The sequence below is a fragment of the Micromonospora sp. NPDC051006 genome (genome assembly GCF_044456245.1).
Classification (GTDB): Bacteria; Actinomycetota; Actinomycetes; order Mycobacteriales; family Micromonosporaceae; genus Micromonospora.
The window spans coordinates 46,704-73,516 of the sequence record NZ_JBITFP010000028.1; the positions used below are offsets into that span (position 1 = coordinate 46,704).

Annotated in this window: 27 protein-coding genes and 1 other RNA gene; 22 read left to right on the plus strand and 6 right to left on the minus strand. The window is 72.8% G+C overall.

Going from position 1 to position 26,813, the window contains the following annotated elements:
• Positions 1-5: 5 nt before the first annotated feature.
• Genes ACIBBA_RS29580 through ACIBBA_RS29595 form a run of 4 tightly spaced genes read left to right on the plus strand, consistent with a single transcriptional unit; the run spans position 6 to position 4,173 of the window.
• Positions 6-1,388, plus strand: a complete 1,383-nt coding sequence (locus ACIBBA_RS29580) for a DUF1501 domain-containing protein (protein WP_350874169.1) — start codon at positions 6-8, stop codon at positions 1,386-1,388.
• Entirely contained in the window at positions 1,385-2,803 is a 1,419-nt protein-coding gene (locus ACIBBA_RS29585) for a ferric reductase-like transmembrane domain-containing protein (RefSeq protein ID WP_396701575.1), read from the plus strand. The genes ACIBBA_RS29580 and ACIBBA_RS29585 overlap by 4 nt, the downstream gene beginning before the upstream one ends.
• Before the next feature lie 13 nt (positions 2,804-2,816).
• Complete coding sequence (locus ACIBBA_RS29590) at positions 2,817-3,401, plus strand: FMN-binding protein (RefSeq protein WP_396701577.1); 585 nt, start codon at positions 2,817-2,819, stop codon at positions 3,399-3,401.
• Between the two features lie 49 nt (positions 3,402-3,450).
• Positions 3,451-4,173, plus strand: a complete 723-nt coding sequence (locus tag ACIBBA_RS29595) for an FAD:protein FMN transferase (RefSeq protein ID WP_396701622.1) — start codon at positions 3,451-3,453, stop codon at positions 4,171-4,173.
• 273 nt (positions 4,174-4,446) lie between these two features.
• Here the strand turns inward: ACIBBA_RS29595 and ACIBBA_RS29600 are convergent, their stop codons facing one another.
• Positions 4,447-5,118 (minus strand): bifunctional DNA primase/polymerase, encoded by a 672-nt coding sequence (locus ACIBBA_RS29600; RefSeq protein WP_396701624.1) that lies wholly within the window; start codon positions 5,116-5,118, stop codon positions 4,447-4,449.
• Between the two features lie 249 nt (positions 5,119-5,367).
• Between ACIBBA_RS29600 and ACIBBA_RS29605 the strand changes: the two genes are divergently transcribed.
• The 9 genes from ACIBBA_RS29605 to mctP all read left to right on the plus strand — a co-directional run bounded on the left by ACIBBA_RS29605 (position 5,368) and on the right by mctP (position 15,035).
• Positions 5,368-6,597 carry a helix-turn-helix domain-containing protein gene (locus ACIBBA_RS29605; protein ID WP_396701579.1) on the plus strand — a complete coding sequence of 410 codons (1,230 nt, stop codon included), beginning with the start codon at positions 5,368-5,370 and terminating at the stop codon, positions 6,595-6,597.
• 16 nt (positions 6,598-6,613) lie between these two features.
• Complete coding sequence (locus ACIBBA_RS29610; RefSeq protein WP_396701581.1) at positions 6,614-7,186, plus strand: flavoprotein; 573 nt, start codon at positions 6,614-6,616, stop codon at positions 7,184-7,186.
• Positions 7,187-7,331: 145 nt separating this feature from the next.
• Entirely contained in the window at positions 7,332-8,162 is an 831-nt protein-coding gene (locus tag ACIBBA_RS29615; protein ID WP_396701626.1) for a Nif3-like dinuclear metal center hexameric protein, read from the plus strand.
• A complete protein-coding gene (locus ACIBBA_RS29620; RefSeq protein ID WP_357049781.1) occupies positions 8,159-8,896 on the plus strand; it encodes a C4-type zinc ribbon domain-containing protein in 738 nt (245 codons plus the stop codon). The genes ACIBBA_RS29615 and ACIBBA_RS29620 overlap by 4 nt, the downstream gene beginning before the upstream one ends.
• A gap of 6 nt (positions 8,897-8,902) precedes the next feature.
• Positions 8,903-10,126 carry a bifunctional RNase H/acid phosphatase gene (locus ACIBBA_RS29625; protein WP_396701583.1) on the plus strand — a complete coding sequence of 408 codons (1,224 nt, stop codon included), beginning with the start codon at positions 8,903-8,905 and terminating at the stop codon, positions 10,124-10,126.
• 88 nt (positions 10,127-10,214) lie between these two features.
• Positions 10,215-10,295, plus strand: a complete 81-nt coding sequence (locus ACIBBA_RS29630; RefSeq protein WP_350874228.1) for a putative leader peptide — start codon at positions 10,215-10,217, stop codon at positions 10,293-10,295.
• A 115-nt stretch (positions 10,296-10,410) separates the two neighbouring features.
• On the plus strand, positions 10,411-12,864 hold the full coding sequence (locus tag ACIBBA_RS29635; protein WP_396701584.1) for a M14 family zinc carboxypeptidase: 2,454 nt from the start codon (positions 10,411-10,413) through the stop codon (positions 12,862-12,864).
• Between the two features lie 279 nt (positions 12,865-13,143).
• Positions 13,144-13,386, plus strand: a complete 243-nt coding sequence (locus tag ACIBBA_RS29640; RefSeq protein WP_281572902.1) for a DUF3311 domain-containing protein — start codon at positions 13,144-13,146, stop codon at positions 13,384-13,386.
• Entirely contained in the window at positions 13,386-15,035 is a 1,650-nt protein-coding gene (mctP, locus tag ACIBBA_RS29645) for a monocarboxylate uptake permease MctP (RefSeq protein WP_350874177.1), read from the plus strand. Before ACIBBA_RS29640 ends, mctP begins: the two co-directional genes overlap by 1 nt.
• A 108-nt stretch (positions 15,036-15,143) precedes the next feature.
• On the opposite strand, the gene ACIBBA_RS29650 is transcribed toward mctP, so the two are convergent.
• Positions 15,144-15,626 (minus strand): MarR family winged helix-turn-helix transcriptional regulator, encoded by a 483-nt coding sequence (locus tag ACIBBA_RS29650; RefSeq protein ID WP_396701585.1) that lies wholly within the window; start codon positions 15,624-15,626, stop codon positions 15,144-15,146.
• 53 nt (positions 15,627-15,679) lie between these two features.
• On the opposite strand from ACIBBA_RS29650, the gene ACIBBA_RS29655 reads away from it, so the two are divergent.
• Positions 15,680-16,912: an MFS transporter gene (locus ACIBBA_RS29655; RefSeq protein ID WP_396701587.1), complete on the plus strand. Its 1,233-nt coding sequence runs from the start codon at positions 15,680-15,682 to the stop codon at positions 16,910-16,912.
• 107 nt (positions 16,913-17,019) lie between these two features.
• Here the strand turns inward: ACIBBA_RS29655 and ACIBBA_RS29660 are convergent, their stop codons facing one another.
• Complete coding sequence (locus tag ACIBBA_RS29660; RefSeq protein ID WP_396701588.1) at positions 17,020-17,781, minus strand: sulfite exporter TauE/SafE family protein; 762 nt, start codon at positions 17,779-17,781, stop codon at positions 17,020-17,022.
• Between the two features lie 136 nt (positions 17,782-17,917).
• Here ACIBBA_RS29660 and rnpB point away from each other — a divergent pair.
• From rnpB to ACIBBA_RS29680, 4 genes are all read left to right on the plus strand, one after another.
• Positions 17,918-18,332: RNase P RNA component class A (gene rnpB / locus ACIBBA_RS29665), an RNA gene on the plus strand.
• Between the two features lie 224 nt (positions 18,333-18,556).
• Positions 18,557-19,789 (plus strand): epoxide hydrolase family protein, encoded by a 1,233-nt coding sequence (locus tag ACIBBA_RS29670; protein ID WP_396701590.1) that lies wholly within the window; start codon positions 18,557-18,559, stop codon positions 19,787-19,789.
• Between the two features lie 24 nt (positions 19,790-19,813).
• Complete coding sequence (locus ACIBBA_RS29675; protein ID WP_396701591.1) at positions 19,814-20,743, plus strand: redoxin family protein; 930 nt, start codon at positions 19,814-19,816, stop codon at positions 20,741-20,743.
• 200 nt (positions 20,744-20,943) lie between these two features.
• Positions 20,944-21,162 carry a hypothetical protein gene (locus ACIBBA_RS29680; protein WP_396701592.1) on the plus strand — a complete coding sequence of 73 codons (219 nt, stop codon included), beginning with the start codon at positions 20,944-20,946 and terminating at the stop codon, positions 21,160-21,162.
• Positions 21,163-21,238: 76 nt separating this feature from the next.
• Here ACIBBA_RS29680 and sigJ read toward each other — a convergent pair whose 3' ends face one another.
• Entirely contained in the window at positions 21,239-22,141 is a 903-nt protein-coding gene (sigJ, locus tag ACIBBA_RS29685) for an RNA polymerase sigma factor SigJ (protein WP_396701594.1), read from the minus strand.
• Positions 22,142-22,242: 101 nt separating this feature from the next.
• On the opposite strand from sigJ, the gene ACIBBA_RS29690 reads away from it, so the two are divergent.
• The 3 genes from ACIBBA_RS29690 (at position 22,243) to ACIBBA_RS29700 (ending at position 24,470) form a co-directional block, all read left to right on the plus strand.
• Entirely contained in the window at positions 22,243-23,019 is a 777-nt protein-coding gene (locus ACIBBA_RS29690) for an SDR family oxidoreductase (RefSeq protein WP_396701596.1), read from the plus strand.
• A gap of 77 nt (positions 23,020-23,096) precedes the next feature.
• Positions 23,097-23,477 carry a VOC family protein gene (locus ACIBBA_RS29695; RefSeq protein ID WP_350874184.1) on the plus strand — a complete coding sequence of 127 codons (381 nt, stop codon included), beginning with the start codon at positions 23,097-23,099 and terminating at the stop codon, positions 23,475-23,477.
• 126 nt (positions 23,478-23,603) lie between these two features.
• Positions 23,604-24,470 (plus strand): GyrI-like domain-containing protein, encoded by an 867-nt coding sequence (locus ACIBBA_RS29700; RefSeq protein ID WP_396701598.1) that lies wholly within the window; start codon positions 23,604-23,606, stop codon positions 24,468-24,470.
• Between the two features lie 60 nt (positions 24,471-24,530).
• Here ACIBBA_RS29700 and ACIBBA_RS29705 read toward each other — a convergent pair whose 3' ends face one another.
• Together ACIBBA_RS29705 and ACIBBA_RS29710 are read right to left on the minus strand one after the other, a co-directional pair.
• Positions 24,531-25,034, minus strand: coding sequence for an NUDIX hydrolase (locus tag ACIBBA_RS29705; RefSeq protein ID WP_396701600.1), 504 nt, complete (start codon positions 25,032-25,034; stop codon positions 24,531-24,533).
• A 75-nt stretch (positions 25,035-25,109) separates the two neighbouring features.
• Positions 25,110-26,384 carry a M48 family metallopeptidase gene (locus ACIBBA_RS29710; RefSeq protein ID WP_396701602.1) on the minus strand — a complete coding sequence of 425 codons (1,275 nt, stop codon included), beginning with the start codon at positions 26,382-26,384 and terminating at the stop codon, positions 25,110-25,112.
• 198 nt (positions 26,385-26,582) lie between these two features.
• Between ACIBBA_RS29710 and ACIBBA_RS29715 the strand changes: the two genes are divergently transcribed.
• Positions 26,583-26,786, plus strand: a complete 204-nt coding sequence (locus ACIBBA_RS29715; protein WP_396701603.1) for a hypothetical protein — start codon at positions 26,583-26,585, stop codon at positions 26,784-26,786.
• Positions 26,787-26,813 lie beyond the last annotated feature (27 nt).

The following is a 26,813-nucleotide window of genomic DNA, read 5'->3' on the forward strand; positions in this document are numbered from 1 at the left end:
ACCCGATGGAGAAGACTGTGTACAACACCTACCCCCTGCACCCCGAATGCCCTGACCTGCGGCGGCTGGCCGACAACCCGGCCGAGGCGCTGCTGCGGGCGGAGGCCGACGTCGTGGCCGCCGAGAACGCCGCCGAGCGGGACCGCTACCGCCGGCTGGAGGACCTGGAGGAGGCCCAGCAGGACGGTCGCGGCGTCACCCGGCGGACCTTCGTCGCCGGCGCCGCCGCCACCGCCACCGCGCTGGCCACCGCCCAGTTCGTCACCACCTCGGCCTCGTTCGCGGCCACCAAGACCGGCACCCTGATCCACGTCTTCCTCTACGGCGGGCTGGACGGGCTGAGCCTGGTCGCGCCGGACAACGACCCGGTGCTCGCGAAGGCCCGCCCCGACCTGCTGCTCGGCGACGACTCGCTGGCCCTGGGCCGCGGCTTCAAGCTGACCAGCGCGTTCAAGCCGCTGGAGCAGTGGCTCAAGGCCGGCCAGCTGGGCTTCATCCCGGCGGTCTCCGACGAGCGGCTGTCCCGCAGCCACTTCCAGGCGGCGGACGCCTGCAACCTGGGCGGGCTGCCCAACGAGACCGGCGGCCGGGGCTGGCTCGACGGCCTGGTCGACAACCTCGGCAAGGGCACCGCGTTCCGCAGCGTCGGTGTCGGCAGCACGCTGCCCCGCTCGCTGGTCGGCAACAACGGCGCGCTCTCGCTGAACAGCGTCGGCTCGCTGCGGCTCAACGGCGACGACCGGTTCCGGGCCGCCACCGAGAAGGCCATCAGGGGGCTCTTCACCGGGATCAATCACCCGGTCGAGGAGGCCGTGCAGGACGGCCTCGGCGCGCTGGCCACCGCGCAGAAGCTCGCCGCCAAGCCCTACCAGCCGGCCGAGGGCGTCAAGTACGAGGGCGTCGGCAACGCGTTCCAGCAGCTCGCCCAGCTCATCAAGGGCGGCGCCAACGTCCGGGTCGCCACCGTCGGCATGGGTGGCTACGACACCCACGAGAACCAGGGCACCCGCTCCGGCGGCCAGCTGCACCGCCGGCTCAACGAGCTGGCCAGCGCGATGGCCGCGTTCTTCACCGACCTCGGCCCGAAGGCCGCCGACGTGACGATCATGGTGTCCAGCGAGTTCGGCCGGCGGGTCGGCTCCAACAGCGGCGGCACCGACCACGGCCACGGCGGCGTGATCACCCTGCTCTCCGGGAAGAAGCTCGCCGGCTCGCTGCTCGGCACCTGGAACGGTCTGGACAAGCTGGACTCCGGTGACGTGCCCGAGTACAACAACATGTTCAACGTCTACGGCGCGGTCGCGCAGGGCCGGTTCGGGCTCACCAACGCCGAGGTGGACAAGGTCTTCCCCCGGCAGAAGTACGCCCCGATGAAGCTGTACGCGTGACCTACCAGCACACCCACGCCGCCGGCCGCCGCACCGGGACCCCGTCCCGGTCCGGCGGCCGGTCGGCTGCGCCCGTACCGCCGCAGGTGCCGGCGCGACGCGGACCCGGCGGCCGGCGGCTGCTCGCCGCGCTGCTCGTGGCCGGCCTGCTCGCCAGCGTGCTGCCCTGGTGGCTGGACACTCCCGCCGGTTCGCTGCGCTCCACCGCGGCGACGCTCACCGCGGCCGGCCGGATCAGCGGCCTGGTCGCCGGCTACCTGCTGCTGGTGCAGGTGCTGATGATGAGTCGGCTGCCGGTGCTGGAACGGTGGATCGGCGGCGAGCAGCTCGCCCGCTGGCACCGCGACGTCGGCGCCACCCTGCTGGTCGCGGTGCTCGCGCACCTGTCGCTGATCCTGCTCGGCTACGCCGGCCTGCGGGACCACTCGGTGCTCACCGAGGCCGGCGTGCTGCTGCGCGACTACGAGGACATGCTCGGGGCGTTCCTGGCCACCGGCATCATGGTGCTGGTCGGCTTCACCAGCGTCCGGGCGATCCGCACCGCGCTGCCCTACGAGCTCTGGCACGTGCTGCACCTCTCCAGCTACCTGGTGCTGCTGCTCGGCTTCGGCCACCAGTTCAGCAACGGCGCGCAGCTGTTCCAGCCCGGCCCGGTCCGCACCGGGTGGATCGCGATGTACGTGCTGGTGGTCGCCGCGCTCGGCTGGGGCCGGATCGTGGTGCCGCTGCGGTTCAACCTGCGGCACCGGCTCCGGGTCGCCGACGTGGTGGCGGAGAGCCCGGACACCATCTCGATCTACCTCACCGGCGCGCGGCTGGACCGGTTGGCGCTGCTCGGCGGGCAGTTCTTCCGCTGGCGGTTCCTCACCCCGGGCTGCTGGTGGCAGTCGCACCCGTTCTCCGTCTCCGCCGCCGCCAACGGCCGGTGGCTCCGGCTGACCGTCAAGGTGGTCGGCACGCACACCGCCGACCTGCGCGACCTCGACCCGGGCACCCGGGTCTGGGCGGAGGGGCCATCGGGCACCTTCACCGCCGCGCACCGCCTGCGGGATCGGGCTCTGCTGATCGCCGGTGGCAGCGGGATCACCCCGATCCGGGCAATGCTGGAGGAGCTGCCGCCCGGCGCGGCGCTGATCTACCGCGCCCGCACCCCGGCCGACGTGCTGCTCGGCCGGGAACTGGACTGGCTGGCCCAGGCCCGGAACACCGACATCTGGTACGTCATCGGCTCCCGCGACGACCCCGGCCCCCGCCAGGTGATGAGCCCCGACGGCCTGCGCCAGCTGGTGCCGGACCTGACCGCGCGGGACGTCTACCTCTGCGGGCCGCCCGGGCTGGTCGAGCAGTCGGTGCGCGCGCTGCGCCGGGCCGGCGTGCCCCGCCGGCAGATCCACCTGGCCACCTTCGAGCTGTAGAAGGACGATCACCATGCGCCGCGCGTTCCTCGCGATCACCGGCCTGGCGGCCAGCACCACCGCGCTGGTGGTGCTGAAGGGCTCGCCCGGCACCAGCCAGGTCGCCCAGGAGGTGCCGGCCGGTCAGCCGGTCAGCCCGGCGCCGGCCGGGTCGGCCCCACCCGCGGCGGAGAGCCCGGCGCCGGGCGCCACGCCGACCGGCGTCGCCGGGTCGCCCCGGCCCAGCCGCAGCGCCACCAAGGCGCCGGCCAGCCGCCCCACCAGCAAGGCGCCGGCCGCGCCCCGGACCACGACCAGCAAGCCGCCGCAGCCGACCACCCGCCGGGTGACCGGGCCGATTGTCGAGAACGAGTACGGCAACGTCCAGGTGCAGATCGTCCTCTCCGGCAGCCGGATCGTCGAGGCGCTCACCCTGGAGTTGCCGAGCGGGCCGGGTGAGACCGAGCGGCACAGCGACGACGTGCGGCGGGCGTACAACGGCACGTCGGGGCAGGTGGTGCGCAACCAGAGCGCCGACCTGGACACCGTCTCGGGGGCCACCGAGACCAGCGCGTCGTACGAGCAGTCGCTGCGGGCCGCCATCGAGCAGGCCCGCTGAGATGACCGCGCCGCTGACCCGGCCCGGGTTGCGCCGGGTCGAGCAGATCATGGGTACGGCGATCAGCCTGGACCTCGCCGACGACCTGCCCGGTGCCACCCTGCACGAGCTGGCCGACGAGGTCTTCGACTGGATGCGTGAGGTGGACGCCCGGTTCAGCACGTACCGCGAGGACAGCGAGGTGCGCCGCTTCGACCGTGGTGAGCTGCTGCTCTCCGAGGCGTCGGCGGACCTGCGGTCGGTGCTGGCGGCCTGCGCCGAGCTGTGGGGGGCCACCGACGGCTTCTTCGACGCGTACGCCACCGGCGGACTCGACCCGTCCGGCTACGTGAAGGGGTGGGCCGCCCAGGTCGCCTCGGACCGGCTGCTCGCGGCCGGCGCGGTCAACCACTGCGTGAACGCCGGCGGGGACGTCCGGCTGCGTGGGTACTCGGCGGCGGGGCGACCGTGGCGGGTCGGCGTCCGACATCCGTGGGACGCGGGGGCGACCTGCCTGGTGCTCACCGGCACCGACCTCGCGGTGGCCACCTCGGGCGTCTACGAGCGTGGCCACCACGTGCTGGACCCGAGGCGGGGCGCCCGGGCGAGCGGCCTGCGCTCGGTCACCGTGGTCGGCCCGGACCTGGCGGTGGCCGACGCCTACGCCACCGCGGCGTTGGCGATGGGAGTGGCCGGCATCGGCTGGCTGGACAAGCTCCCGGGCCACAGCCACGCGATCGTCACCGACGACGCCCGGCTGCTCCGCTCCAGCAGCCTTCCGCTCGCCCCCTGACCGCCCCGCGCGATCTCCGCTGGGTCAGCGGATGGGGCGGTGGGTACCGGCGGGGCGGGAACCGGTCGGTCGGGGTCGGCCGGGTCGCGAACCCGCGGGTCGGGTGCCGGCCCAGCGGTGCCGCGGGCGGCTGCGGTACGGAGGCTCGCTGCCGCCGGTCTGCGATGCGGTGTCGTCGCTGGACATCATTCCCCCCGCTCCTGGCGCGTTCGCGCCGTCGCCGTGCTCAACGAGGGGAGGCGCCCCGGCGACGCTGCCGCCCCCGCGACCCGCTCAGACGCCGCGGCGGGGCAGCGGCAGGTGGCCGGGGAACAGGTCGGAGGTGAGCGTGACCCCGGTGGCACGCAGGGCCTCGATCAGCGTGTTCTGCACCAGGTACGAGTCGGGCAACTGCCAGCGGGCCTGCTCCGGCGCGACGGCCCAGCGGACGGTGCCCTCGGGCAGCCGGGTGGGCGGAGCCGGTATCCACGAGCCGGGTCCGTGCCGGACAACGTGGAAGCAGTGCTCCAGCTCCGGCCGGAGCGGGTCGCCGGGGCGGACCAGGAACATCCACCGCCCGGTCGGGGTCACCAGCACCGGGCCGCGTACGCCGGTGCCGGCCGGGTGGGTCTGCACCGCGTCCAGCACCCGTCGGCCGAGGTGGGCGGGGACCTCCAGCACGTCGAACGCCCGTCCGGTGGGCAACAGCACCCCGTGTGGCCGGTCGCGCCACCAGGTCGCCACCCGGGCCGGGTCGGCGCTGGCGGCGTTCTCCCAGTTTTCCAGGGCGGGATGGCAGCCGACCGTCGGGCAGCCGGCGCGCCCGCAGACGAAGCGGCTGCGGGCCAGACACGCCCCCGGGGTCACCTCCCAGCCGTGTGCGGCGTACCGCACCGCGACCCGGCGCAGCCGGACCCGTTCCAGTGGCGACAACTCCGCGACCCGTGGGCCGACATTCCCCCACATCTGTGCCATCTCCCCTCGTCGGGCCCCGCGGGCACCACGTCCTACGTCGAGCACCGTCACTGCCGTAACCCGCGATCGTTGAGTTGACGAACGGCTCATGCAACTTGCACGAAAAGTACGAGGACTGGCTGTACGGCTGACGCACTGGCTGTGCGACCAGCGAAAACCTGAGACGACGCACCGCGCGCCGCGACCGCGAGGGGTGGCCGGCCATCGGCCGGTATCTCAGTCAGGGGGAGGGACCAGGAGATGGACGAGCTACCCATAGGCCGTCGGGTCGCCTACTGGCGCGGCCGGCGCAAGATGTCGCAGCAGGTCTTCGCGGACCGGTTGGGCAAGTCGAAGAGCTGGGTGGACAAGGTCGAGCGCGGGGTGCGCCGGCTGGACAAGTTCTCCGTCCTCTACGAGATCGCCGACATCCTCCAGGTCGACGTGCAGCTGCTGCTCGGCAAGGACCCGGAGCGGCGCACCGACGCGCTGAACTGCATCGACCAGGTCGAGGTCGAGGAGATCCGGGCGGCCCTGGAGCGGTACGACTCGATGAGCGCGTACTTCGACGCCGCGCCCTACCCGCCGCCGCTGGCCGACATGCGCAAGGCCGTCAACCACGCCTGGCTCACCTACCAGTACGGCCGCTACGGGATGCTCACCCGGGCCCTGCCGAAGCTGCTGCGCGACGCCCAGGCGGCCGACGCCGGCCTCGGCGGCGACGACGGCCGCGAGGCCGCCCACCTGCTCGGGCAGGTGTACCAGATCGCCTCCTCGGTGCTGCGCAAGCTGGGTGAGTGCGAGCTGGCCTGGCTCGCCGCCGACCGGTCGATGGCGGTCGCCCAGCGGGCCGACGACCCGCTGCTCGCCGGCATCGCCACCACCCGGGTCTGCAACGCCCTCGTCGCCATGGGCCGGGCCCGCCCCGCGCTGGAGCTCAACGTCACCATCGCCAACCGGCTCGCCCCCGGCGGCGGCAACGACGTCTCCCCGGCCCGGCTCTCCGTCTACGGCATGCTGCTGCTCCAGGGGGCCATGGCCGCCTCCCGGATCGGCGACACGGCCACCGTCGACGACCTGATCAATGGCGCCCAGGAGGCGGCCACCCTGCTGGGCAGCGACCAGAACCACTACTGGACCTCGTTCGGGCCCACCAACCTCGAGCTGCACCGGGCCGCGGCGGCCGTCGAGCTGGGCGACGGTGGCCGGGCGGTGGAGGTGCACCAGCTCCGGATCCAGGAGCCGGCGTTCAACGCGCTGCTGCCCGAGCGGCGCGCGCACCACCTGCTCGACATCGCTCGCGGCTTCGCCCAGGTGGGCGACGTGGCCAACGCGGGCGAGATGCTGCTGCGCGGCGACCGGCTCGCCCCGTCCGAGATCCGCTGCCGGCCGATCGCGCACGAGGTGATGTCCGACATCCTCCGTCGCACACGTGGTGCGCCGCCTTCTCCGATTGCGGAGTTGGCTGAGCACATGGGAGTAGGGGTATGAGCGCGGAGCCGGCCTGATGTCCGGCCCGCAGTCCAGCAACGGGCGCCGCGAGGTGCTCTACGTCATCGCCTGCGGTTCGCCGCTGGCCCGTCACGTCGGTCGTCTCGTCGACCTGGCCCAGCAGGACAGCTGGGACGTGTGCGTGATCACCACACCGGACGGCGCGAAGTTCGTCGACCAGCCCGCGCTGGCCCGGCAGACCGGTCACCCGGTCCGGACGCACTACAAGCAACCCAGCGACCCGGACCTGCTGCCGCCGGCGGACGCGATGATCGTCTGCCCGGCCACGGTCAACACGGTCAACAAGTGGGCGGCCGGAATCACCGACACCCTCGCCCTCGGGCTGCTGGTGGAGGGGCAGGGCCTGGGCCTGCCGATCGTGGCGGTGCCGTTCACCAACGCCGCCATGGCCGCCCACCCGGCCTTCCGGGCCGGCCTCGCCCGACTGGACGAGTGGGGGATCACGGTGGTCTTCGGCGACCACGTCTTTCCGCTGCACGCGCCCGGCACCGGGGAGCGGCGGATGCAGGCCTTCCCCTGGGACGTCGGCCTCACCGCGCTGCGGGCCCGCCTCTGCCCGCTGGTCTGAGCCGGCGCTCCGGCCCTCGCCCCACCCGGGCGGGGGCCGTCGAGGCCGATCGGCCCGCTCCGGCGGGGGAGGCCGCCCGGCACCGCCCGCGCCGGTAAGCTGGCCCGCCGTGAGCACAACCGGATCCGGGCCGACGGTGACCGACGTGGTGGCCGAGCTGGAACGGCGCTACCCGCCGGTCTGGGCCGAGGAGTGGGACCGGGTCGGTCTGGTGCTCGGTGAGCCGTCTGCCCCGGTACGCCGGATTCTCTGCGTGGTGGACGTGGTGCCGGAGACGGTGGCCGAGGCGCTCGCCGCCGGGGCCGACATGATCGTCGCCCACCATCCGCTGCTGCTGCGCGGGGTCTCCTCGGTCGCGCCGACCACGTACAAGGGTCGGATCGTGCACCAGCTGATCCGCGCCGGCGTGGCGCTCTACGTCGCACACACCAACGCCGACACGGCCGCCCCGGGCGTCTCCGACGCCCTCGCGGCCCGGTTCGGGCTGACCGGGCTGCGGCCGCTGCACCCGGCGGCGCCCGGCTCGCCCGCCCACGGGCCCGGCCGGGGGATCGGCCGGATCGGCGAGCTGCCCCGGTCGATGACCCTCGCCGAGCTGACCCGGCACGCCGCCGCCGTGCTCCCCGCCACGTCCTGGGGCGTTCGCGCCGCGGGCGACCCGGGGCGTATGGTGCGTACCCTTGCGGTCAGCGGCGGCTCGGGAGATGCCTTCCTCGCCGACGCGTCCGCCGCCGGGGTGGACGCGTACCTCACCGCCGACCTGCGGCACCACCCGGCAGGCGAGCACCTCGCCGCCGAAGGCCCCGCCCTGCTCGACGCCGCCCACTGGGCGACCGAACGACCCTGGCTGGACGACCTGGCCGCGCTCCTGCGGGAGACGCCGGGCGTCGAGACGCTGGTGTCCGACCTGGACACCGACCCGTGGACCGTACACGCCTCCGCACCCGCTGTGGACGACAAGGAGCCCCGACCGTGAAGGCTGACCCCCAGGTCCAGCGCCGCCTGCTCGACCTCCAGGCGATCGACACCACCCTCGCCCAGCTCGCCCACCGCCGTCGGGCGCTGCCGGAGCGGGCCGAGCTGGAGGGCCTCGCCCGGGAGCTGTCCGGGCTGGAGGACGAGCGGGTGCGTGCCCAGGTGGCGGTCGACGACCTGGACCGGGACATCGCCCGGCTGGAGAAGGACGTCGACCAGGTGCGGGCCCGCAAGGAGAAGGACCAGGCCCGGCTCGCCGCCGGCACCGGCCCGGCCCGGGAGCTGGAGGCGTTGCAGCACGAGCTGGCGTCGCTGAACCGCCGCCAGAGCGACCTGGAAGACGCCGAGCTGGAGTTGATGGAGCAGCGGGAGACCGCGCAGGGGGTGCTCGACGGCGTGGAGCAGCGGCTGGCCGAGGCCCGGGAGAAGCGGGCGGCCACCGAGCAGCGCCGGGACGAGAGCCTGGCCGAGATCGCCAAGGAGGAGGAGTTCAAGCGCTCCGCCCGCCAGCCGCTCGCCGCCGACCTCCCGGCCGACCTGGTCACCCTCTACGACCGGATCCGCGAGGAGAGCGGGCTCGGCGCCGCGCTGCTCACCGCCGGCCGGTGCGGCGGTTGTCGGCTCGAGCTCTCGGGCGCCGATCTGGCCCGCATCCGCAAGGCGGCACCGGACGAGGTGGTCCGCTGCGAGGAGTGCCGGCGGATCATGGTCCGTACCAACGAGTCGGGGCTGTAACCGGCGATGGCGGCACGGGTGGTGCAGATCGAGGCGGACGGCGGCTCCCGGGGCAACCCCGGCCCGGCCGGCTACGGCGCGGTCGTCCGTGACCCGGAGACCGGCGAGGTGCTCGCCGAGCGGTCCGAGTCGATCGGGGTGGCCACCAACAACGTGGCCGAATACCGGGGTCTGATCGCCGGGCTGGAGGCCGCCGCCGAGCTGAACGCCGCCGAGGTCGACGTCCGGATGGACTCCAAGCTGGTGGTCGAGCAGATGTGCGGCCGCTGGCAGATCAAGCACCCCGGGCTGCGCCCGCTCGCCGCGCAGGCGGCCGGGCTGGTCGCCCGCTTCGCCGCCGTCCGGTTCAATTGGATTCCCCGGGAGCGCAACCGGCACGCCGACGCGCTGGCCAACGCCGCGATGGACGCCGCAGCCGCCGGCGCGTCCGCCCCGCCGGCGATCGAGAAGCCGCGGATCGTCGAGCCGCCCCGGGAGGTCGCCGCCCCCGACTCGGCGGCCCGGGCCCGGGCCCGCGAGGTCGCCGCCGGTGCCGCCACCGCGCGGGCCACCGGCAGCGACGCGACGGCGGCGCCCGCCTCGTGGGAGCCGCGGCCCAGCCTGACCGGGACCCGGCTGGTGCTGGTCCGGCACGGCGAGACCGAGTACACCGAGCAGGGCCGCTACTCCGGTCGTGGCGACATCGCGCTCTCCGCCCGGGGGCGGGCCCAGATCCGGGCCACCGCCGCCCGGGTGGCCGCGCTGGCGCCGGGCGCCGTGGCCGTGGTCAGCTCGCCGCTGACCCGGTGCGTGGCGACCGCCGAGGCGATCGCGGGCGCCCTCGGCGACCGGCCGGTCCGCCGGGACGACGACCTCATCGAGTGCGACTTCGGCGCCTGGGAGGGGCGGACCTTCGCCGAGGTGCGGCAGGGGTGGCCGGGGGAGTTGGACGCCTGGCTCGCGTCGACGAGGATCGCGCCGCCGCAGGGGGAGTCGTTCACCCAGGTCGCCGAGCGGGCCAGCCGGGCCGTCGCCCGGCTCTGCGCGGCGTACCCCCGGGAGACCGTCGTGGTGGTCTCGCACGTCTCGCCGATCAAGCTGATGCTGCGCGACGCGCTCGCGGCCGGCGACTCCTTCCTGCACCGGCTCTACCTCGACGCCGCCGGCATCTCGGTGCTCGACATGTGGCCGGACGGCGGCGTGGCGGTCCGCTCGGTGAACGAGACCGGTCACCTCGACGGGATCGACTGACTCCCATCCACCGGGATGGCTCTCGCGCCACGATGGACGATGCGGGAAGCGGTTGACAGCCCCGCCGGCGACCTTGAAGATCAGTTTCGTGCGAAGCGTTCACCTGACGAAGCGGGGTCACATCGACCTCCTGCGCGTCGCCAGCGCCGCCTGTCGACGCTCCATCTGACGCCGGGTCTCTCCCTTCCTCGCACGCTGCTGGCGTAAAACCGATCCGCTGGTCTCCGGCCCCGCGGTGCGTCCGCCTGCGCGCACTCCTCCTTCCGACAGGAGATGTGTCCTTGTTGGTCCGTAGACTCCTTCCCCGGCTCACCGCGACCACGGTGACCGTGGCGGTGCTCGGCACGGCGGCCTTCACCGCGCCGGCCGTCGCCTCGGCGCTGCCGGCGGTGCCGCCGCGCGCCCCCGACCTGTCCGACATCCGGGGCCTCCCGCAGCGCAACGTCCTGCCGGTCTGGCCCGACAACCCAGCCGACGCCTCGATCCCGATCGGCGTCACCCCCTACGACGACATCGCGCCGAAGCTCAACGCCCTGCAGGCCGGCAGCGACCGGGTCTCGGCCCGGGTGGCCGGCCGGTCCGCCGGCGGCCACGACCTGTACGCGGTGACGGTGACCGCGCCGGAGACCCGCGCCGAGGCGCGCCAGCAGGAGCTCTGGAAGCGTCGCATCGAGGAGGAGCCGGCCCGCGCCCAGCGGGACGCGGCGCTGCTCGCCGGCTACAAGACGCCGCTCTTCGTCAACGCCAACATCCACGGCAACGAGTGGGAGGGCACCGACGCGGCGCTACGGGTGATCGAGGACCTGGCCACCGACACCAGCGCCGAGACGGCCGGACTGCTCAAGCGCAACCGGCTGGTCTTCAACATCACCTCGAACCCGGACGGCCGGGTGGCCGGCACCCGCGCCAACGCCGCCGGCTACGACCTGAACCGCGACCTCACCGTCGTGTCGCAGCCGGAGACCAACCTGATCCGCGAGCTGATCATCGACACCAAGCCGATCATCACCCTCGACCTGCACGGTTACGTCAGCCCGACGCTGCTGCACCCCAGCACCCCGCCGCACAACGTCAACAACGAGTACGACCTCTACATCAAGCACGGCCTGCCGAACGCGCTGGCGATCGAGGCGGGACTGCGCGACCTCGGATACCCCGAGACCCAGCAGGCCCGCATCCCGTTCCGGGACGACGAGCCCGGGGTGTGGGACGACTTCCCGCCGATCTACGTGCCGTCATTCGCCATGCTGCAGAGCAGCATCCCCTACACCATCGAGGCGCCGCTCAACCCGCGCGGCAGCACGCTCACCCCGGCCGAGCGGGTGCGCCGCTCGGGCATCAACACCGACGTGCACGAGGTGGCGATCCGGACGTCGCTGCGCTACATCCAGGAGCACCGGGCCGAGGTGCTGCACGACCAGGCCGAGGTCTACCGACGCGGTTGGGCCGGGGAGCCGCTGCGCGACCTTCCCGACGGCTACGTGCCCGGCTGGGGTCCGGAGGACGACTACCGCACCACCTTCCCGCGGGCGTACGTCATCCCGAACGGCGCCGGCCAGCGGTCAGAGCCGGCCGCCGCCCGCCTCGTCGACCTGCTGATCGGCAGCGGCGGCCGGGTGTGGCGGGCGAAGAAGGCGTTCACCGCGGGCGGCCGGAGTTACCCGTCGGGCTCCTATGTGGTGGACCTGCACCAGCCCAAGCGGGGTCTGGTCAACTCGCTGCTGGAACCGGGCGCCGACATCACCGAGCGGGTCGACGACCTGTACGCCGGCCCGGCCGCCTGGAGCCAGGGGCTGACCTGGGGCGCCACCGTGGACACCCTCTGGGACAGGCTGCCGAAGGTGCCGTTGGAGCGCACGTACGACGGGCGGGCCGAGGGCGACCTCCCCGAAGGTAGGGGCGACCTGCGCCTCGACCTCCGGGACGCCGCCGACCTGCTGGCGGTGAACTCGCTGCTCGGGCGGGGCGTCGCGGTCCACCGGCTCGCCGACGGATCGGTGGTCGTCCCCGGCACGCCGGCCAACCGCGCGCTGGCCCGCGCCGAGGTCCGCGCCCACGGGGTGAGGTTCGAGCGGGCGCCGGCCGGCTGGCGCGGTACCCGACTCGACGAGGTGGTGGTCGGCTATCTCGGCACGGTGGAGGAGCGGGACACCCTGGCCGACCTCGGCTTCGCGGCCCGCGCGCTGACCGCCGCCACGCTCAGCACGACCCTGACCGACGACGTCGACGTGCTCCTCGTCGCCAACTCGGTCAACCTGACCAACCTGTCCCCGGAGAACCGGGCGGCTCTGGACGCCTTTCTCGCGCGCGGCGGCGGCGTGGTCGGCCTGGGTACGGCAGGTGCGGGCTTCAGCAACGCCGCCGGGCTGCTGACGGTGACCGCCACCGCCGGACCGAGCCTGGCCAGTGGCGTGGCCAACGTCGTCAACCGGGGCGGCCCGGTGAGCACGAGCGCGGCGCCGCACTCGTTCATCAGCCAGCCGGTCTGGTTCACCGACCTGGGCCCGGGCGTCACGGTCGAGCAGTCCTACGCGGCGGACCCGCTGCTCTCCGGCTGGTGGGTGACCGACGGCGCCGGCGGTCAGAGCGCGGCGGCCAGCCAGGCCAGCATCGTCCGGGGGACCGCCGCCGGGGGCAACCCGGTGGTGCTGTTCGGCACCGACCCGACGTTCCGCCTGCATCCCAAGGGCCTCCAGTCGCAGCTCGGCCGCGCCCTGCTCTGGACCGCCCGGCGCTGACCGGACGGCGGTGAGCCGGTGGCGGGCCCGGGTGCGAACGGCACCCGGGCCCGTCGCCGTCCGCGGCGTCGACCTCGCGCGCGGTGCGGCTGTCGACGCTCGGGAACAGGCGGCTGACCGGCGGGGCAGCGGTGCCGACGAGCCGGCCGGGGCCGCCGTTCGGCGCAGCACGCCGGCCGTTCGGCGCAGCGCCGTCCGCCGGCCGAGCGTGACGGCAGTCACAGGGTCGTAGCCTCCGGCCGTTACAACGCGAGTTACGACTTCCCGGAGGTGTGTCAGATGGCTGCACCCGAACCGGAGGCGCCACCCAAGGCGTCGTCCAGGGCGAAGGACCACAGCCCCTGGAACTGGTTGCTCTTCATCCCGATCGTGGTGCCGCTGGTCCCGGCGTTCTTCAACGCGGACTCGCCCCGCCTGTTCGGCTTTCCGCGGTTCTACTGGCTCCAGCTGGCCTTCATCATCCTCGGCGTGACCACCACGACCGTCGTGTACCAGCTGACGAAGAAGCGGGGTGACCGCTGATGTGGCGCGACCACCTCACCGAGATCATCGTCTTCTCGCTGCTCTTCCTGCTGGTCAGCGCGATGGGCTTCGTGGCCGCCCGGTGGCGGGCGCCGAAGGACATGGCGCACCTCGACGAGTGGGGTCTGGGCGGCCGCAGCTTCGGCGGCTGGATCACCTGGTTCCTGGTCGGTGGTGACCTCTACACCGCGTACACCTTCGTGGCGGTGCCGGCGCTGATGTTCGGCGCGGGCGCGGCCGGCTTCTTCGCCGTGCCGTACACCATCGTGATCTACCCGCTGGTCTTCCTGGTGCTGGTCCGGCTCTGGTCGGTCTCGCACCGGCACGGCTTCGTCACCCCGGCCGACTTCGTCCGGAAGCGGTTCGACTCGCCGGTGCTGGCGCTGCTGATCGCGATCACCGGCATCGTCGCCACGATGCCCTACATCGCGCTGCAACTGGTCGGCATCGAGGCGGTGCTCAAGACCATGGGGGTGACCGGCGAGAGCACTCTCGCCCGGCACCTGCCGATCATCATCGCGTTCGCCATCCTGGCGGCGTACACCTACCAGTCCGGGCTGCGCGCGCCGGCGCTCATCGCGTTCGTCAAGGACTCACTGATCTACATCGTGATCCTGGTGGCGGTCTTCTACCTGCCGTACAAGCTGGGCGGCTGGGGCGACATCTTCGCCGCGGCGGACGCCAAGTTCGACGCGTCACCGAACCCGAACGACGGCGTCCTGCTCAACGCGAACAACCAGCTCCAGTACGTCACGCTGGCGTTCGGCTCGGCGCTGGCGCTCTTCCTCTACCCGCACAGCCTCACCGGTGTGCTGGCCAGCAAGAACCGCGACGTGATCAAGCGGAACATGTCCGCGCTGCCGGCGTACAGCCTGCTGCTCGGCCTGATCGCGCTGCTCGGCTTCATGGCCATCGCCGCCGGGGTGACGCCGCTGCCCGGGTCGAAGGAGGGCACGGTCGACAGCAACACGGTGGTGCCGGTCCTGTTCGACCAGCAGTTCCCGGACTGGTTCGCCGGTGTCGCCTACGCGGCCATCGGCATCGGGGCGCTGGTGCCCGCGGCGATCATGTCGATCGCGGCGGCGAACCTGTTCACCCGCAACATCTACAAGGAGTACCTGAAGCGGGACGCCAGCCCGGCGCAGGAGGCGAACGTCTCGAAGATCACCTCGCTGGTGGTCAAGGTCGGTGCGGTGGCCTGCATCGTCTTCCTCGACCCGCAGTTCTCCATCGACCTCCAGCTGATCGGCGGCGTGATCATCCTCCAGACGCTGCCGGCGGTGGCGCTGGGCCTCTACACCCGCTGGTTCCACCGCGGCGCGCTCATCGCGGGCTGGGCGGCCGGCATGGGCCTGGGCATGTGGATGCTCTACCAGATCTCCAGCCCGACCCGGCAGCACTTCGGCGGCTCGGCGTTCCCCCTGGAGAAGTTCGGCTTCGACACCCCGAAGACGATCTACGTCGGGATCGTGGCGGTGCTGGTCAACCTTGCGGTCGCGGCGCTGGTCACGCTGGTGCTGCGGGCCGGCAAGGTGGGCGACGGCGTCGACGGCACCGAGCCGGACGACTACTTCGCCGACGAGGGCGACCCGCGGGTCACGGTGGGCGACCGCCGCGACGCCGACGCCGCCCCCGAGCCGGTGGCCTGAGCGGAACGCACCAACGGCCCCCGGGTTCATGGCCCGGGGGCCGTCGGCTGTCCGGGCGCCGGACCGCGCCCGTCGGGCCGGCCGCGGTCACGAGTGGTCGTCGGGCCGTCAGCGTTGGCGGGCGCGGGAACTCAGGGCCCGGTTGAGTCGGTGCAGCAGCGCGGCGAGGGTGTCCCGGTCCTCCGGCGCCCATTCGGCCAGCATGTCGCCGTAGAGCCGGGTGCGGGCGGCCTGCACGGCCGCCATCCGTTGCAGCCCGGTCGGGGTGGGGGAGACCACCATGCCCCGCCCGTCGCGCGGGTCGGGCTCCCGCACGATCAGCCCGTCGCGCTGCATCGCCGAGACCTGCCGCGTCACCGTCGAGCCGTCCAGGTTCAGCCGGGCGGCGAGCGCCGAGACGTTCTGCGGGCCGGCGTCGGCGAGGTGGCGCAGGATCACGTACGCCGCGCGGTCGAGAACCCGGTGCTCGGCGGTGCCGGTGCGCCGCCGGGTGGCCTCGCCGAGTCGCATCAGCATGGCCACCTCGGTCTCGATCCGGCCCAGGGTGGTCTCCGCGGTCTCGTCGGCGTCCGTGGAGGAGTCGTCGTTCATAGCTGTATGATACAAGGTATATACCTGTAACATGCAGCTACTTGGGAGGCGGAGTGGATCGGCGTTCCGAACCGAACCGCAGTGCCATCTACGCCACCACGCTGGTGGCCTTCCTCGCCATCGCCGGCATCGCCGTCGTCGACCCGATCCTGCCCGCCATCGGCGAGGCGATCGGAGTGACCGCCTGGCAGGTCGAGCTGCTCTTCACCGCGTACATCGCGGTCATGGCGCTCGGCATGATCCCGGCGACCCTCGCCAGTGGCCGGTTCGGCTTCAAACCGGTGCTGATCACCGGGGTCTCCGTCGTCGGCCTGGCCGCCATCCTCGCCTCGTTCAGCGACAACATCGTCCAACTCTCGGTGCTGCGCGGCGTGTGGGGACTCGGCAACGCGATGTTCTTCGCCACCGCCATGGTGGTGCTGGTCAACCTGGCCGTCGACCGGGAGTGGGTGGTCGGGCTCTTCGAGACCGCGCTCGGCCTGGGCTTCGCGGTGGGCCCGCTGATCGGCGGCCTGCTCGGCCACGTGAGCTGGCGGCTGCCGTTCTTCGTCTGCGGCGTGTTCATGGTCCTCGCCCTCGCGGTGGCGTCCCGCAAATTGCGCGAGCCGGCCAACCGGCAGGCGCCGGTCCGGGTGGGCCAGATCTTCGCCACCTACCGCAGGCCGGCCTTCGTCGCGCTCTGCGTGGTGACCGCGGCGTACAACTTCGTCTTCTTCGTGGTGCTCGGCTACACCCCGCTCTTCCTGCACCTCGACGTGGTGCCGCTGGGGCTGGCGTTCACCGCGTGGGGCCTCGGCCTCGCCGCCGGCATCCTGGTGATCGGGCACCGACTCGCCCACCGGATCGGCGCGGTGCAGACCGTCGGCGTCGCCATCGCCGGGCTGCTGGTCTGCATGGCGCTCTTCGCCACCTCGACCGGCACCGCCGAGGCGCTGGTCGTGCTCGTCCTCGCCGGGCTCTGCATGGGCCTGGCCAACGCGAACCTCACCGACCTGGCGCTCGGGCTCGGCTCCACCGACCGGCGGGTGGCCACCGGCGCGTTCAACCTGGTCCGCTGGGGTGCCGCCGCGCCGGCGCCGATCATCTCCGGCAAGCTCGCCGAGCACTCGCTGGCGCTGCCGTTCTGGGTCGGCTTCGGGGTGCTCGCCGTCGGCGTGCTGGTCTACCTCGCCTCCGCGCACCTGATGGCCGCCGGCTACGGCGAGCGGGTGCTCTGGTCGCGGTGGAACCGGGCCGCCACGGAGGCCGAGCGCGCGCCGGAGGAGCCGGTCGGCGAGGCGTACTGAACCACCGTCCCCCGCCCGTGCCGCCCCGCCGCATCCCGCGACGGGGCGGCACGTCGTCCGGTCGGGGTCTCCGGCGCTCGGGTCGCCGGGTGCTCGCCGGGCTCGGCTCAGCCGAGCGCGCGGGAGAGCAGGTAGAGGCCGATCACCGTGCCGAAGACCACGATCACGGTCTTGAGCACCACCGGGGGCAGCCGACGCACCAGCCGGGCCCCGACGTACCCGCCGAGCAGCGTCGCCGGGGCGACCACCGCGACGGCGGCCCAGTTCACCGGCCCGAAGAGGGCGAAGACCACCAGCGTGGTCAGCCCCACCGTCGCGGAGAGCAGGTTCTTGATCGCGCTCACCCGGGCCAGGGTGGCGTCCAGCACCAGGGCGAGGCCGGCGACCAGCATCACCCCGAGCGCCGCGCCGAAGTAGCCGCCGTACACCGCGCCGAGCCCGGCCATGGCCTGCACGCTGACCGTACGGCGGCGCGGAGACAGGTCACGCGGGTGACCGACCAGCCGGCGCAGCGGATCCTGGAAGGCCAGCACCGCGGTCGCGCCGAGCACCAGGAACGGCACGACCACCTCGAAGGCGCGGGCCGGGGTGGCGAGCAGCAGCAGCGCCCCGGCGATGGTGCCGAGCACGGTGGTGGGCAGCAGCGTGGCGAGCGTACGCCCGGGCGGCAGGTCCGCCCGGCTCCCCGCCACGCTGGCCACGTATCCGGGGAAGACGGCCACCGAGTTGCTGACGTTGGCCGGCACCGGCGGCAACCCGACCGCGATCATCGCCGGGAAGGTGATCAGCGACCCGCCGCCGGCAACCGCGTTCATCGTGCCCGCGGCGAGACCGGCGGCGAGCAGCAGCGCGGCGTGGGAGAGATCCATGATCTCCCGAGGCTAGTACCTGGCCGACGCGCCGGCTTCCCGGCGGTGGCGGTCGTCCGCCCACCCGTCGCGATCTTGTGCCGCGGGGTGGCAATAGCCGCGCGGCCGGCGTCGTTAGGATGAAGAGCGCGACGGACGAGTCGACCGGGCGGTCGCGTCGGCGGGCTCCGGCCCGCCGCCGAGGAACGTCCGGACTCCACAGGGCAGGGTGGTTGCTAACGGCAACCCGGGGTGACCCGCGGGACAGTGCCACAGAAAACAAACCGCCGCCCCCATCGGGGACGGTAAGGGTGAAACGGTGGGGTAAGAGCCCACCAGCACCCCGGGTGACCGGGGTGGCTCGGTAAACCCCACCCGGAGCAAGGCCAAGAAAGGGTCGTCACCGCAAGATGACGGCCCGCGCGGACGCTTGAGGACGGCCCGTCCGATGTCCGCGGGTAGGCCGCTGGAGCCTGTCGGCAACGGCAGGCCGAGATGGATGGCCGCCGCCGGCGCGAGCCCCTCGGGGCACGCGCCGCGCACAAAATCCGGCGTACAGGTTGACTCGTCCGTCGCCCACCAGGCCAGCCGCCCGCCCACCGGGTGGCTGGCCTTTCTCTATTGGTCCGTCTCCCGAGGCCGCGGGGAATATCGCCGCGATGACGGGGTAACGCGTGCCAAGCCACATATGGCGGCGGCGTGCCCATGTCGAACTGGCACGTAAGTCCGTGCCTTCACGACGCGCCTGCAGGAAATGGCACCTTCCAGTTGCACCCGAGCGGAGAGGAAGGCACGCATGGCTGTCAAGACGGAAGCGCGACCCAGAACGACAGAGATCCGGCCGTTCACGGTGGAAATCCCCGAGGCGGAACTCAAGGCGCTGCGTGCACGGATCGCGGCCACGCGCTGGCCGGACAAGGAGACCGTCGCAGATCAGTCGCAGGGTGTGCCGCTCGCGACGAGCCAGGCACTCGCCCGCTACTGGGAGAAAGAGTACGACTGGCGCAAGGTCGAGGCGAGGCTGAACGCCGTACCGCAGTTCATTACCACGATCGACGGGCTGGACATCCATTTCATCCACGTCCGCTCGAAGCATGAGGACGCGTTGCCGCTCATCGTCACACACGGTTGGCCGGGCTCGATCATCGAGCAGCTGAAGATTGTCGATCCGCTCACCAATCCCACGGCACACGGCGCGAGCGCGTCGGACGCTTTCCATCTGGTGATTCCGTCGCTGCCGGGCTACGGCTTCTCCGGCAAGCCGACCCAGCCGGGCTGGGGCCCCGAACGCATCGCGAGTGCGTGGATCGAGCTGATGAAGCGCCTCGGATACACGCGATTCGTGGCGCAAGGCGGCGACTGGGGCGCGATCGTCACGGATATGATGGGTGTGCAGGCGCCGCCGGAACTGGTCGGCATTCACGTCAACATGCCCGGTGTCTTTCCACCCGAAATCGACGCGCTGTTCCAATCCGACATCACCGGGGCGAACAACGCACTCGGCAAGCTGCCAGCCAATCTCTCAGCCGACGAAAAGCGTGCGTCCGAGCAGCTGGACTTCGTCTGGAAGCACGTCGGCTACGGCCTCATGATGGCGACGCGCCCGCAGACGCTCGCCGGGCTCGCGGATTCGCCCATCGGTCTCGCGACTTTCCTGCTTGATCATGACGCGGCCAGCCTGGCGCTGATCTCCCGGGTCTTCGCCGGACAGTCCGAAGGCCTTACACGAGACGATGTTCTAGACAACATCACGCTCTTCTGGCTGACGAACACGGGGGTGTCCGCGTCGCGTCTGTACGCGGAGAACAAGCTCTCCTTCTTCGCCGCCAAGGGGGTGTCCCCATCCCTCCCCGTTGCCGTCAGCGTCTTTCCTGACGAGCTCTACCAGGCCCCGAAGAGCTGGGCGGAGCAGGCGTATCCCAACCTCATCCACTACAACAAGCTCGACAAGGGCGGGCACTTCGCGGCCTGGGAACAGCCGCAACTCCTTACCGAGGAGATTCGGGCCGGCTTCCGGTCGCTCCGCTAGATGACCGGGTCCGAAGGTCCGCGCATGCCCTCGCTCGGCGGGGCGACCGGGTGGTTCAACTCCGAGCCACTCGGCCCCGCCGAGCTGCGCGGCCGCGTGGTCCTCGTGAACTTCTGGACGCTGACGTGCATCAACTGGCTGCGCCAGGAGCCGTACGTCCGTGAGTGGTCGCAGGCCTATCGAAGCGACGGATTGGTCGTCATCGGGGTCCACACGCCGGAGTTCTCGTTCGAGCAGGAGATCGACCGGGTGCGACAGGCGGTCACCGCGCGAGGGATCGACTACCCCGTCGCGGTCGACAGCGACTACGAGATCTGGAGCGCCTTCGACAACCACTACTGGCCGGCGCTCTACTTCGTCGACGCGGACGGCGTCATCCGTGACCAGCATTTCGGCGAAGGACGCTACGAGCAGTCGGAGCGCGTCCTGCAGCGGATGCTCGGCGTCGAGCGGGAACTCGTCGGCGCCGAAGGGCTCGGCGTGGAGGCGGAGGCCGACTGGGGCCACCTGCGTACGCCAGAGACGTACCTTGGCCATCAACGCGGCGAGCACTTCGCGTCGCCGGACGGCGCCGCGTTCGACGAACGCCGCGCCTACCAGCTCCCCGAGAGCCTGCGCCTGAACCAATGGGCCCTCGCCGGCGAGTGGACGGTCGGGTCTGAGAAGGTCGTGCTCGACCAGGCCGGTGGGAGCATCGCCTACCGGTTCCACGCGCGCGACGCGCATCTGGTGCTGTCTCCCGGAGCGCGAGCGCCGATCCCGTTCCGCGTGCTCCTCGACGGCGCGGCACCGGGCCCGTCACACGGCGTCGACGTCGACGAGAGCGGGAGCGGCCTGCTCCGGGAGGGCCGCCTGTACCAGCTGGTGCGCCAGCACGACGCGGTGCACGAACGGACCCTGGAGATCACGTTCCTCGAGCCCGGCGCCGAGGCGTACGTCCTCACGTTCGGCTAGCTCCGCGAAAACCGCCAATTCGGTTACCGGCACCCGAAAACCGTGGGCGGCTCGGTCGGCGGCTTTTGGGACCGACCACCACAGACCGGCCGGCGCGAACGGGCGCGACTCGTCCAGCCGACGGTGCCACCGCCATTCGAGATGAATCTGTCACGGGCCACGCTCTCGGTCGCACCGCTGCCTCCTGCTACGGTCGCGATGTGATCGTCGAGGAGCACTGGTGGAATGGGGACGCAACGGCCCGAGGGCGTCGTGACGTCTACATCCGTACCGATGGTCAGCGCTGGGAAGTGCAGGCGCAGATCGGTGGCGCGCAGGGCCGTTCCGAGGTGCTGGAGTGCCAGAGCCGTAGCTCGGCCAGCATCGTCGCGGGGGCCTGGCGCGGGGGCAGTTCCGGCTGGCGGGAACTGCCCAGCTGAGCACCGCCCCGCCTGGCCCAGGCCGGCGGCGGTGACACGGAACGAGGCGACGGGTTGCTCGGCCCGCCGTCGGCTGTCAGGGCGCGCCGTCGGTCGCGGCGTCGAGGACGCTGAGGTCGAGTTGGCGTAGCCGCTCCGGGTCGGACAGGACGTCGATGGCGACGACCTGTCCGTCGGCCACGGTGAAACCCATGATGGAGAGCGGCCGGCCGTTCGCGGTGACCACGACGCCGGCCGCCCCGTTGACGAGCGCCGGCCGGACGAACGGCGCCAGCCGGGTGAACATGACCGCCTGCGCGGCGACCTGCCGCGCGCCGTGAATGGTGACGGTCTGCCGCGCGTGCCCGGCGCCGCCGTCGGCCCGGAGCACCACGTCGGGGTGGAGCACGGCGACCAGCGCGTCGAAGTCGCCGTGCCGGGAGGCGGCGAAGAACGCGTCGACGACGTCGCGTTGCCGGGTCAGGTCGGGGTCCGGGACGGGCGCCTGCCCCTGCACGCGGCGACGGGCGCGGCTGGCGAGTTGGCGGGCCGCGGCGGGCGACCGGGCGACCATCGGGGCGATCTCCTCGAACGGCACGGCGAACATGTCGTGCAGCACGAACGCGAGCCGCTCGGCCGGTGTCAGCGTTTCGAGCACCACCAGCAGCGCCAGCCCGACCGAGTCGGCGAGCAGCGCCTCCTGTTCGGGGTCGACCCCGGACTCCGGGCTGACGATCGGGTCCGGCACCCGTACGTCCAGCGGCTCCTCGCGCCGATGTTCCCGGGAACGCAGCACGTTGAGGCAGACCCGGGCGGTCACGGTGGTCAGCCAGGCGCCCAGGTTCACCACGTCGCCGGTCTCCGCGCGGCTGACCCGCAGCCACGCCTCCTGCACGGCGTCGTCGGCCTCGGCGACCGAGCCGAGCATCCGGTAGGCCACCGCGCGCAGCCGGGACCGGTGCTCCTCGAACCGCTCCGTCAGCCAGTCGCTCTCGTTCACCGGTCACATCCGTTCGTCGCGGGGGGTCAACTCAGTAGACCCGCGGCTGCGGGCCGATGTGACCGGGAGATCGACTCCCGGAAGGCGGAACGGAGTTCATCATGACCTCACCCGTACTGGTCACCGGCGGCACCGGCACGCTCGGACGCCTCGTCGTGCCGCTGCTGACCGGGGCTGGCTGCGAGGTGCGGGTACTCAGCCGGCACCGCCCCGGGATTGGGCGGGCAACCGCCGACGTCGAGTACCTGACCGGTGACCTGCGGGCCGACCAGGGAATCGAGGCCGCGGTGGCCGGGGCGCGGACCGTCGTACACCTGGCTGGTGGCCCCAAGGGCGACGACGACGCGGCCCGCAACCTGGTGCGGGCCGCGTCCCGGGCCGGAGTGCGGCACCTGGTGCACATCTCGGTGATCGGAGCGGACCGGCTCCCGGTGGGCTGGCTCCGTTCGAAGCTGGCCGCGGAACGGGCGGTGGCCGACTCCGACGTGCCCTGGACGACGCTGCGCGCCGCCCAGTTCCACGACCTGGTCCTGACCGTGGCGGAGAAGATGGCGAAGCTGCCGGTGGTGCCGGTGCCGGGCGGGCTGCGGTTCGAGCCGGTGGACGCCCGGGACGTGGCGTCGCGGCTGGTGGAGCTGACGCTGGGCGGGCCGGCCGGGCTGGTGCCCGACCTGGCCGGGCCCCGGGTGTACGGGATGGCCGAGCTGCTCCGCGGCTACCTGGCGGCGCGCGGCAGCCGCCGGCTGATGATGCCGATCCGGCTGCCGGGCCAGGCCGGCCGCGCCTACCGGGCCGGCGAGAACCTGGCCCGCGCGGGGGCCACGGCGGGCAAGCGGACCTGGGAGGAGTTCCTGGCCGAGCGGGTCCGCCCGCGGTAGGCGACCCACGGGCCCGGGCGGGATACGGCCGTCGGCGTGCCATGCCGGTCGGGACGCGGCTCGATATCCTGCCGCGCATGCATCGAAGCCGCATGTACGCCCTGCTGATCGACACTCCCCGCGCGGAGGCGGACCAGGCGGTGGCCTTCTGGTCCGCCGCGCTCGGCGCCACCGCCGAGCCGTACGCACCGGAGCCACAGTTCATCAGCCTGCACGGCGCGCTGCCCGGGCTGGTCGCCGCCGTCCAGGTGGTCGACGACGCGCCCCGGTTCCACGTCGACATCGAGACCGACGACGTGCCGGCCGAGACGGCTCGGCTGCTCGCCCTCGGCGCCACCGAGGTCGCCCGATGGCAGGAGTGCCGGATCCTGCGGGCGCCCGGCGGGCACCTGCTCTGCGTGCTGCCGGTGGAGAGCACGCCGGAGGTCTTCGACGCCGGTGCGAAGACCTGGCCGTAGGCCACGCAGGACGCCCCCGGCCGGCGGCCTGGGGGTGGTGCCACCCGACCGCATCGGGCACCGATAGTCGGGTCCGGCCATCCCGGTCCCGCCTAGCGTCGCGGTGGACAAGGGAAGGAGGCCCGGGTGCTGGAGCGACTCAACCAGGCGATGGCGTACCTCGAGGAGCACCTCGACCAGCCAATCGAGGTGGCCGAGCTGGCCCGGATCGCGACGACGTCGGAGTACCACTTCCGCCGGCTCTTCTCCGCGCTGGCGGGCCTGCCGCTGTCGGAGTACGTCCGGCGTCGGCGGCTCACCGTCGCGGCGGCCGCGGTGCTCGCCGGTGAGGAGACGTTGCTCGCCATCGCGGTGCGCTACGGCTACGGCTCCGCCGAGGCGTTCGCCCGGGCGTTCCAGGCCGTGCACGGGGTCGGCCCGGGCGAGGCCCGGCGAACCGGAGCCGCGCTGAGCGCCCAGCCCCGGATGTCCTTCCGCCTCACCGTCGAAGGGAGCAGCAGCATGCGATACCGGATCGTGCAGAAGGACGGGTTCCGGCTGGTGGGCCGCAGGGCCCGGGTGCCGCTCGTGCACGAGGGGATGAACCCGGCCATCGTCGCGTTCATCAAGGGCATCGAGCGGGAGACCGTCGAGCGGATGGAGGCGCTCTCCGACCAGGAACCGGCGGGCGTGGTGAACGTCAGCGACAACCTCGCCGGCGACCGCGCCGAGGGCAGCGAGCTGGACTACTGGCACGGCGTGGTCACCGGCGCGGACGCGCCGGGGGACATGGACGCGCTCGAGGTGCCGGCCGGCGCCTGGGCCGTCTTCGAGACCTCCGGCGCGTTTCCGCAGGCGGTGCAGTACCTCTGGCGGGACGTCTTCACCCAGTGGTTCCCGTCCAACCCGTACCGCAGCCGGCCCGGGCCGGAGATCTCCCGGACCCGGCTCTCGGCGGACGGCACCCAGGCGGACGCGGAGCTGTGGATCCCGGTGGAGCGGGTTCCCGCCTGAGCCCGGCGCCGCCGCCGTCGCTTCGCCGGCTACCGCTAGGCGACGTGGGACCGGGCGGGCCTACCGAGGCCCGTCCCGGTCGTCCCAGACCGTGCCGGCGGGCAGATACCAGGCGCGATCCGCGGCGCCGAGCGCCTGCGCGATGACCAGCCGGGCGTGCGCGTCGAGTTCCGGCAGCCGGTCCGGCGGGAACCACTGCACCGCCTCGGACTCGTCGTCGTTGACCCGGGCCGTACCGCCGAGCAGTCGGCACTGGAAGCCGAGGTTCAGGTACTCGCAGCGGTCGCCGTTGGGGTAGGTGTGCGGGTGCGACACGACGCTGGCGAGCCGGACCGGCTCGACGTCCAGCCCGGTCTCCTCCTGCACCTCGCGCACGACGGCGGTGGCCGGCTGCTCGCCCGGCTCGACGAAGCCGCTGACCACCGACCAGCGCCCGTCGTCGGACCGCTTGCCGAGCAGCAGCTCGCCGGCCTCGTTGCGGACCACGGCGCTGACGCTCGGCAGCCAGAGCAGGTCGTGGCCGACGTGCTTGCGCATCCGCAGGATGTAGTCCGGTACGCCCATCGGCAGACCATAACCGCAACCGCCACCGCCGCCGCGGATCCGTCCCGGTCAGCCGTGCACGTCGGCCGGTCCGGCTCAGCCCGACCAGGCGACGGCCCGGCGAATCTGCTCGTACTCCTTGGCCAACTCGGCGTCGATGCGCGCCGCCCGCTCCTCGGTGAGCACCACCAGCGGGTCGTGCCGGGGTCGCTCCGCGAGCATCCGGCGGCGCAACCCGGACGGCGGATGCGACGAGAAGAGCGAGGACTCCTCCCGGACCGACAGCTGGCGCAGCAGCGACAGTCGGCCGCCCGCCGCCGCCCGGGACTCCGCCACCGCGCTGCGCCACCGCCCCGGTCCGTGCCCGGCCCGCATCTCCCGACGTACGGCCAGAGCCACCGACTCGTGCCCGAGCGCGGTGTCCAGCAGGCTGGTTGCCGCGTCGATGCCCGCGACGCGGGCCGACATCTCGTCGGCCAGGTACTCGGCGCGCTGGCTGTCCCGCAGCGCCACCGCGACCAACACCAGGTGTACGCCGAAGAGCAGCCGGGACAGCATCCACTGGAACGCCTTGCCGAGCGCCTCACCGATCATCTCGATGATGCCGCCGCCGGCGACGGTGTCCACCGGCCGGACCAGGTCGGCGGCAGAGCCGAGCATGGTGAATGCGGGTTGGGTGAGCACCATCCGGCGCGGGTCGCCGTTGCCGAAGTGGCCGAGTTCGTGCCCGAGCAACGCGACCCGTTCCGGCGGGCTCAGCGCGCCCCACCAGGGCAGCCCGAGGCAGAGCACCCGACGCCGACGCAGGCCGACCGCCGTGGCGTACGCGTTGAGGTCGCCGTTGACGCCGATGACCTGCGGGCGCGGTGTGCCGATCGCGGCGGCCACCTCGTCAACCAGCGCGAACAGCTCGGGCGCCCGGTCGGCGGAGAGCACCTCCAGCTCCGGGTCGAGCCGGCCGAACCGGGGCCGCAGCGCGACGGCCAGTCCCAGCAGCGCGACGCCGAGGAGGACGGCGACGTTGGGGAACGGGAACGCCACGATCAGCCAGACCCCGGTGACCGCCAGCGCCAGCACCGCGCCGATCAGCAGCACGGAGACGCCCGCGGTCACCATGGCGGCGGCGCTGCGTCCGCCCGTGCCGAGCGGACGACCGGCCAGGTGGGTGAACTGGCGTCGGGTCAGCCGGTACCCGAGACGGTGGCTCCACCGGTCCACCCATGCCCACCCGAACTCGGGCGCCCGCCGCTGCCGGTCGTACGCGTCGAGGTTCCACTCGCACCCGGCGCACCAGGGCTCGGCGTCGTCCACCGACACCGTGGCGGCGCCACAGGTCGGGCAGCGGCCGGCGGTCGACGTGGTGATGATCATGGAGCCCGATCCTGCCCACCGCCGACGCGCACCGGAACCCTCCGTTCAGCCGACCCGGCGGGCGGGTCCTGGATTTTCTTCGCTGCCCTATTTGCCGGATTTCGACCCAACTCGGCGAGACCGGATCTACTGTGGAGAGCAGCGGCGACTTGCGGTGTTCCGGTAGCGGTCGGGTGGCTCGCGGTGCACAGTGATCCCATGAGCGACAGCGGACGTGGTGGGCAGTACTACTGGTGCACCCGACACCACCGGGTCGAGACCGACGCCGACGTGTGTCCGGCGAAGCACGTCCTCGGCCCGTACGCCTCGGCCGCCGACGCGGAGAACGCACTGCAGCGGGTGCAGGAGCGCAACGAAGCGTGGGATGCCGAGGACGCCCGTTGGGCCGGGGAGGACAGGTAGACGGCGCGGGACGGCCCGTGTCGAGGT

Bases quoted from the DNA above. Each gene is read 5' to 3' on its own strand.
- ACIBBA_RS29580 (WP_350874169.1), top strand. From the start codon at position 6: ATGGAGAAGACTGTGTACAACACCTACCCCCTGCACCCCGAATGCCCT.
- ACIBBA_RS29590 (WP_396701577.1), top strand. From the start codon at position 2,817: ATGCGCCGCGCGTTCCTCGCGATCACCGGCCTGGCGGCCAGCACCACC.
- ACIBBA_RS29595 (WP_396701622.1), top strand. From the start codon at position 3,451: ATGGGTACGGCGATCAGCCTGGACCTCGCCGACGACCTGCCCGGTGCC.
- ACIBBA_RS29600 (WP_396701624.1), bottom strand. From the start codon at position 5,118: ATGTGGGGGAATGTCGGCCCACGGGTCGCGGAGTTGTCGCCACTGGAA.
- ACIBBA_RS29605 (WP_396701579.1), top strand. From the start codon at position 5,368: ATGGACGAGCTACCCATAGGCCGTCGGGTCGCCTACTGGCGCGGCCGG.
- ACIBBA_RS29610 (WP_396701581.1), top strand. From the start codon at position 6,614: ATGTCCGGCCCGCAGTCCAGCAACGGGCGCCGCGAGGTGCTCTACGTC.
- ACIBBA_RS29625 (WP_396701583.1), top strand. From the start codon at position 8,903: ATGGCGGCACGGGTGGTGCAGATCGAGGCGGACGGCGGCTCCCGGGGC.
- ACIBBA_RS29640 (WP_281572902.1), top strand. From the start codon at position 13,144: ATGGCTGCACCCGAACCGGAGGCGCCACCCAAGGCGTCGTCCAGGGCG.
- mctP (WP_350874177.1), top strand. From the start codon at position 13,386: ATGTGGCGCGACCACCTCACCGAGATCATCGTCTTCTCGCTGCTCTTC.
- ACIBBA_RS29650 (WP_396701585.1), bottom strand. From the start codon at position 15,626: ATGAACGACGACTCCTCCACGGACGCCGACGAGACCGCGGAGACCACC.
- ACIBBA_RS29660 (WP_396701588.1), bottom strand. From the start codon at position 17,781: ATGGATCTCTCCCACGCCGCGCTGCTGCTCGCCGCCGGTCTCGCCGCG.
- ACIBBA_RS29670 (WP_396701590.1), top strand. From the start codon at position 18,557: ATGGCTGTCAAGACGGAAGCGCGACCCAGAACGACAGAGATCCGGCCG.
- ACIBBA_RS29675 (WP_396701591.1), top strand. From the start codon at position 19,814: ATGCCCTCGCTCGGCGGGGCGACCGGGTGGTTCAACTCCGAGCCACTC.
- ACIBBA_RS29690 (WP_396701596.1), top strand. From the start codon at position 22,243: ATGACCTCACCCGTACTGGTCACCGGCGGCACCGGCACGCTCGGACGC.
- ACIBBA_RS29695 (WP_350874184.1), top strand. From the start codon at position 23,097: ATGCATCGAAGCCGCATGTACGCCCTGCTGATCGACACTCCCCGCGCG.
- ACIBBA_RS29705 (WP_396701600.1), bottom strand. From the start codon at position 25,034: ATGGGCGTACCGGACTACATCCTGCGGATGCGCAAGCACGTCGGCCAC.
- ACIBBA_RS29710 (WP_396701602.1), bottom strand. From the start codon at position 26,384: ATGATCATCACCACGTCGACCGCCGGCCGCTGCCCGACCTGTGGCGCC.
- ACIBBA_RS29715 (WP_396701603.1), top strand. From the start codon at position 26,583: ATGAGCGACAGCGGACGTGGTGGGCAGTACTACTGGTGCACCCGACAC.